The organism is Clavibacter sp. MX14-G9D, assembly GCF_032917815.1.
In the GTDB taxonomy this organism is placed as follows: domain Bacteria; phylum Actinomycetota; class Actinomycetes; order Actinomycetales; family Microbacteriaceae; genus Clavibacter; species Clavibacter michiganensis_K.
The window spans coordinates 1-5,659 of sequence record NZ_JAVCVL010000180.1 but is presented as its reverse complement, the minus strand read 5'-3'; the positions used below and the strand labels follow the sequence as shown (position 1 = coordinate 5,659).

The window sequence follows — 5,659 nt, the reverse complement described above, 5'->3', positions numbered from 1 at the left end:
CTCCAGCTCGTCGACGAGGAGGTCCTCGCGGAGGAAGTGGCGGAGGCGGGCTGCCCCCGGGCATCGGCTGACCTGCCGACCCGTCCGGGCGGGCCCGTGCGGCGCACGCCGGGCCCGCCCGGCGCCGGGAGCGCTCCGCGCGAGGACCTAAACTCATGCCATGCCTGAGATCGACATGAAGCCCCGGAGCCGCGACGTCACCGATGGGATCGAGGCCACCGCGGCGCGCGGCATGCTCCGCGCCGTCGGCATGGGCGACGAGGACTGGGTGAAGCCCCAGATCGGCGTCGCCAGCTCCTGGAGCGAGATCACCCCCTGCAACCTCAGCCTCGACCGTCTCGCGCAGGCGTCGAAGGAGGGCGTCCACGCGGGAGGCGGCTATCCGCTGCAGTTCGGCACCATCTCCGTCAGCGACGGCATCTCCATGGGCCACGAGGGCATGCACTTCTCGCTCGTCTCCCGCGAGGTCATCGCGGACAGCGTCGAGACCGTGATGATGGCCGAGCGCCTCGACGGCTCCGTCCTCCTCGCGGGCTGCGACAAGTCGCTGCCCGGCATGCTCATGGCGGCCGCCCGCCTCGACCTCTCGTCGGTGTTCCTCTACGCGGGGTCCATCGCGCCCGGCTGGGTCAAGCTCTCGGACGGCACCGAGAAGGACGTCACGATCATCGACGCCTTCGAGGCCGTCGGCGCGTGCAAGGCCGGCACGATGAGCCAGGAGGACCTGACCCGCATCGAGAAGGCCATCTGCCCGGGCGAGGGCGCCTGCGGCGGCATGTACACGGCCAACACCATGGCGAGCGTCGCCGAGGCCCTCGGCATGAGCCTCCCGGGCTCCGCCGCCCCGCCGAGCGCCGACCGCCGCCGCGACTACTTCGCGCACCGCTCCGGCGAGGCCGTCGTCAACCTCATCGCGAAGGGCATCACGGCGCGCGACATCATGACGAAGGAGGCGTTCGAGAACGCCATCTCCGTCGTCATGGCGTTCGGCGGATCCACCAACGCGGTCCTCCACCTCCTCGCCATCGCGCGCGAGGCGGAGGTCGACCTGCAGCTGTCCGACTTCAACCGCATCGCCGACCGCGTCCCGCACCTCGGCGACCTCAAGCCCTTCGGCCGCTTCGTCATGAACGACGTCGACCGCGTCGGCGGCGTGCCCGTGGTCATGAAGGCCCTGCTCGACGCGGGGCTCCTGCACGGCGACGTCATGACGGTCACGGGCCGCACCATGCGGGAGAACCTCGAGTCGATGGACCTCGCGGACCTCGACGGCACGGTCATCCGCACGCTCGACGACCCCATCCACGCGACCGGCGGCATCAGCGTCCTGCACGGCTCGCTGGCCCCCGAGGGCGCGGTCGTCAAGACCGCCGGCTTCGACCTCGACGTGTTCGAGGGCCCGGCCCGCGTGTTCGAGCGCGAGCGCGCCGCCATGGACGCGCTGACGGAGGGCCGCATCTCGAAGGGCGACGTCGTCGTCATCCGCTACGAGGGCCCGAAGGGCGGCCCCGGCATGCGCGAGATGCTCGCGATCACCGGCGCCATCAAGGGCGCGGGCCTCGGCAAGGATGTACTACTCTTGACGGACGGTCGATTCTCAGGCGGCACAACCGGACTGTGCATCGGCCACATGGCTCCCGAGGCGGTGGACGCAGGTCCCGTCGCCTTCGTGCGCGATGGAGACCGGATCCGTGTCGACATCGCCGCTCGCACGCTCGACCTACTGGTCGACGAGGCCGAGCTCGCCGCCCGCCGTGAGGGGTGGGCACCTCTCCCGCCGCGCTACACGCGCGGAGTCCTCGCCAAGTACGCCCGTCTCGTGCACTCGGCCGCCGAGGGCGCGATCACGGGATGACCCCCTCCTCACCTTCCGCACCCTCTCCCAGGAATCGCGCACCCATGCCAGCTCTGCCCACCCCGCCGCCCACGCCGCAGGCCCCCACCGCCCATCAGGGCGACGAGATGCTCACGGGAGCCGAGGCCGTCGTCCGCACCCTCGAGCTCCTCGGGGTCGACGACATCTTCGGCCTGCCCGGCGGCGCCATCCTCCCCACCTACGACCCGCTCATGGACTCGACGAAGCTGCGCCACATCCTCGTCCGCCACGAGCAGGGCGCCGGCCACGCCGCCGAGGGCTACGCGTCCTCGAGCGGACGCACGGGCGTCTGCATCGCGACCTCCGGGCCCGGTGCGACGAACCTCGTCACCGCCATCGCGGACGCGTACATGGACTCGGTCCCGCTCCTCGCCATCACGGGCCAGGTGTTCTCCACCCTCATGGGCACCGACGCCTTCCAGGAGGCCGACATCGTGGGCATCACGATGCCCATCACGAAGCACAGCTTCCTGGTGACCCGTCCCGAGGACATCCCGTCGACCATCGCGTCGGCGTACCACATCGCCTCCACGGGCCGCCCGGGCCCCGTGCTCGTCGACATCACGAAGGACGCGCAGCAGCTCGAGGCGCCGTTCCACTGGCCGCCGAAGATCGACCTCCCCGGCTACCGCCCCGTCGTCAAGGCGCACGGCAAGCAGATCCAGGCCGCCGCGCAGCTGCTCGTCGAGGCGAGGAAGCCCGTGCTGTACGTGGGCGGCGGCGTGATCCGCGCCAAGGCGCACGAGGAGCTGCTGGCGCTGGCCGAGGCGGTCGGCGCGCCCGTCGTCACGACGCTCATGGCCCGCGGCGCCTTCCCCGACTCCCACCCGCAGCAGCTCGGCATGCCCGGGATGCACGGCACGGTCCCGGCCGTGCTGGCGCTCCAGGAGTCGGACCTCCTCGTCTCGCTCGGCGCCCGCTTCGACGACCGGGTCACCGGCAAGGCGTCGCTGTTCGCCCCGAACGCGAAGGTCGTGCACGTCGACGTCGACCCCGCCGAGATCTCGAAGATCCGCATCGCGGACGTCCCGATCGTGGGCGACGCGAAGGACGTCATCGCCGACCTCGTCGTCGCGTTCCGCGAGGCGAAGGCCGCCGCCTCCGCCCCGCAGGACATCGCCGACTGGTGGACGTACCTCGAGGGGCTCCGCGAGGAGTTCCCCCTCGGCTACACCCCGCCCGCCGACGGCGCGCTGGCCCCGCAGTACGTCATCCAGCGCATCGGCGAGATCACCGGCCCGGAGGGCGTGTTCGCCTCCGGCGTCGGCCAGCACCAGATGTGGGCGGCGCAGTTCATCAAGTACGAGCGCCCCAACTCCTGGCTGAACTCCGGCGGCGCCGGCACCATGGGCTACTCGGTGCCCGCCGCGATGGGCGCGAAGGTCGCCCAGCCCGACCGCCACGTGTGGGCCATCGACGGCGACGGCTGCTTCCAGATGACCAACCAGGAGCTCGCCACCTGCACGATCAACGACATCCCCATCAAGGTCGCGATCATCAACAACTCGTCGCTCGGCATGGTGCGCCAGTGGCAGACCCTGTTCTACGAGGGCCGCTATTCCAACACCGACCTGAACACGGGCGGCGGCACCCGCATGGTGCCCGACTTCGTGAAGATGGCCGACGCCTACGGCGCCCTCGGGATCCGCGTCACCAAGCCCGAGGAGGTGGACGACGCGATCCGCCTGGCGCTCGCGACCAACGACCGCCCCGTCGTCATCGACTTCGTGGTCAGCCGCGACGCGATGGTGTGGCCGATGGTCCCGCAGGGCCTCAGCAACAGCGCCGTGCAGTACGCCCGCGACCACGCGCCCGACTGGGACGACGACCTCGCCGAGACCGGGAGGACCGAGAAGTGAGCCACATCCTGAGCCTCCTGGTGGAGGACAAGCCGGGCCTCCTCACCCGCGTCGCGGGCCTGTTCGCCCGTCGCGGCTTCAACATCGAGTCGCTCGCCGTGGGCGCGAGCGAGATCGAGGGCCTGTCCCGCATCACGGTCGTCGTCGACGTCGAGGCGCTCCCGCTCGAGCAGGTGACCAAGCAGCTGAACAAGCTCGTCAACGTCATCAAGATCGTGGAGCTCGACCCCGGCCAGGCGGTCGAGCGCGAGCACCTGCTCGTCAAGGTGCGCGTGGACAACACGACCCGCTCGCAGGTGCTCGAGGCCGTCAACCTGTTCCGCGCCCGCGTCGTCGACGTGGCCACGGACGCGCTCATCATCGAGGTCACGGGCGACTCGGGCAAGGTCCAGGCCCTGCTCCGCGTGCTCGAGCCCTTCGGCATCAAGGAGCTCGCGCAGTCGGGCCTCCTCGCCATGGGCCGCGGGTCGAAGTCCATCACCGACCGCGTGTTCCGCACGGCGTAGCCCGCCTCCCGACCCATCAGATCCGACCCCGCGTCCGCGCGGGGCTGCCCGGCACCGCCCCTCGCGCCACCCGCGGGGACGACAGAACAAGGAGATCCACCACGTGACTGACATCGTCTACGACAAGGACGCCGACCTCTCGCTCATCCAGGGCAGCAAGGTGGCCGTCATCGGCTACGGCTCGCAGGGGCACGCGCACGCGCTGAACCTCCGCGACTCCGGCGTCGAGGTCGTCGTCGGCCTCAAGGAGGGCTCGAAGAGCCGCGCCAAGGCCGAGGAGCAGGGCTTCACGGTCCAGACCCCCGCCGAGGCGTCCGCCTGGGCCGACGTCATCGTGATCCTCGCGCCCGACCAGCACCAGCGCGGCCTCTACGCCGAGAGCGTGCGCGACAACCTCACCGAGGGCAAGACGCTCGTCTTCTCGCACGGCTTCAACATCCGCTTCGGCTACATCGAGGCGCCCGAGGGCGTGGACGTCGTCCTCGTCGCCCCGAAGGGCCCGGGCCACACCGTGCGCCGCGAGTTCGAGGCCGGCCGCGGCGTCCCCGTCATCGTGGCCGTCGAGGTCGACGCGTCCGGCAAGGCGTGGGACATGGCGTGGAGCTACGCCAAGGGCATCGGCGGCCTCCGCGCCGGCGGCATCCGCACCACCTTCACCGAGGAGACCGAGACCGACCTGTTCGGCGAGCAGGCCGTGCTCTGCGGCGGCACCTCGCAGCTGGTCCAGTACGGCTTCGAGACGCTGATCGAGGCGGGCTACCAGCCGCAGATCGCGTACTTCGAGGTGCTGCACGAGCTGAAGCTCATCGTCGACCTGATGTGGGAGGGCGGCATCGCGAAGCAGCGCTGGAGCATCTCCGACACCGCCGAGTACGGCGACTACGTCTCCGGACCGCGCGTCATCTCGCCGGACGTCAAGGAGAACATGAAGGCCGTCCTCGCGGACATCCAGTCCGGCGCCTTCGCCGAGCGCTTCATCGCGGACCAGGACGCCGGCGCGCCGGAGTTCCTCGAGCTGCGCAAGAAGGGCGAGCAGCACCCGATCGAGTCCACCGGCCGCGAGCTGCGCAAGCTGTTCGCGTGGAACAAGGCCGACGACGACTACACGGACGGCTCGGTCGCCCGCTAGTCCCCGCTCCACCCGCATCGCCGGACGCCCGGCCGCCTCGTGCGGCCGGGCGTCTCCGCGTCCGGGAGCCCCGCGGCGGGCGGGTGTCCGGGCGTGCGACGAGCGGCCGTCCGTGCGGCGGGCGTCCGGATCCGACCGCGTACCATCGGGGGATGCCGCGAACTCCCGACGACGACGCCCTCAGCTGGGCCGGCGAGGAGGCGGATCCCACGCTCGCCCGCTCGCCCGAGCCGCAACGCGCAGTGCCCCGCAGCCGGGACGCCGGGCCGGCGACCGGCACCGGACGGGC

Annotated in this window: 4 protein-coding genes; all 4 read left to right on the top strand. The window is 71.3% G+C overall.

The window, feature by feature from the left end; all coding sequences use genetic code 11:
- Positions 1 to 160: 160 nt before the first annotated feature.
- The gene (ilvD, locus tag Q6969_RS12475) at positions 161 to 1,855 is read left to right on the top strand and encodes a dihydroxy-acid dehydratase (protein ID WP_094115423.1); all 1,695 of its coding nucleotides are present in this window, start codon (positions 161 to 163) and stop codon (positions 1,853 to 1,855) included.
- 107 nt (positions 1,856 to 1,962) lie between these two features.
- Complete coding sequence (locus Q6969_RS12470) at positions 1,963 to 3,735, top strand: acetolactate synthase large subunit (protein WP_396335549.1); 1,773 nt, start codon at positions 1,963 to 1,965, stop codon at positions 3,733 to 3,735.
- Positions 3,732 to 4,241 (top strand): acetolactate synthase small subunit, encoded by a 510-nt coding sequence (ilvN, locus tag Q6969_RS12465; RefSeq protein ID WP_043670567.1) that lies wholly within the window; start codon positions 3,732 to 3,734, stop codon positions 4,239 to 4,241. The genes Q6969_RS12470 and ilvN overlap by 4 nt, the downstream gene beginning before the upstream one ends.
- A gap of 103 nt (positions 4,242 to 4,344) precedes the next feature.
- Positions 4,345 to 5,370: a ketol-acid reductoisomerase gene (ilvC, locus tag Q6969_RS12460; protein ID WP_094115425.1), complete on the top strand. Its 1,026-nt coding sequence runs from the start codon at positions 4,345 to 4,347 to the stop codon at positions 5,368 to 5,370.
- Positions 5,371 to 5,659: the final 289 nt, after the last annotated feature.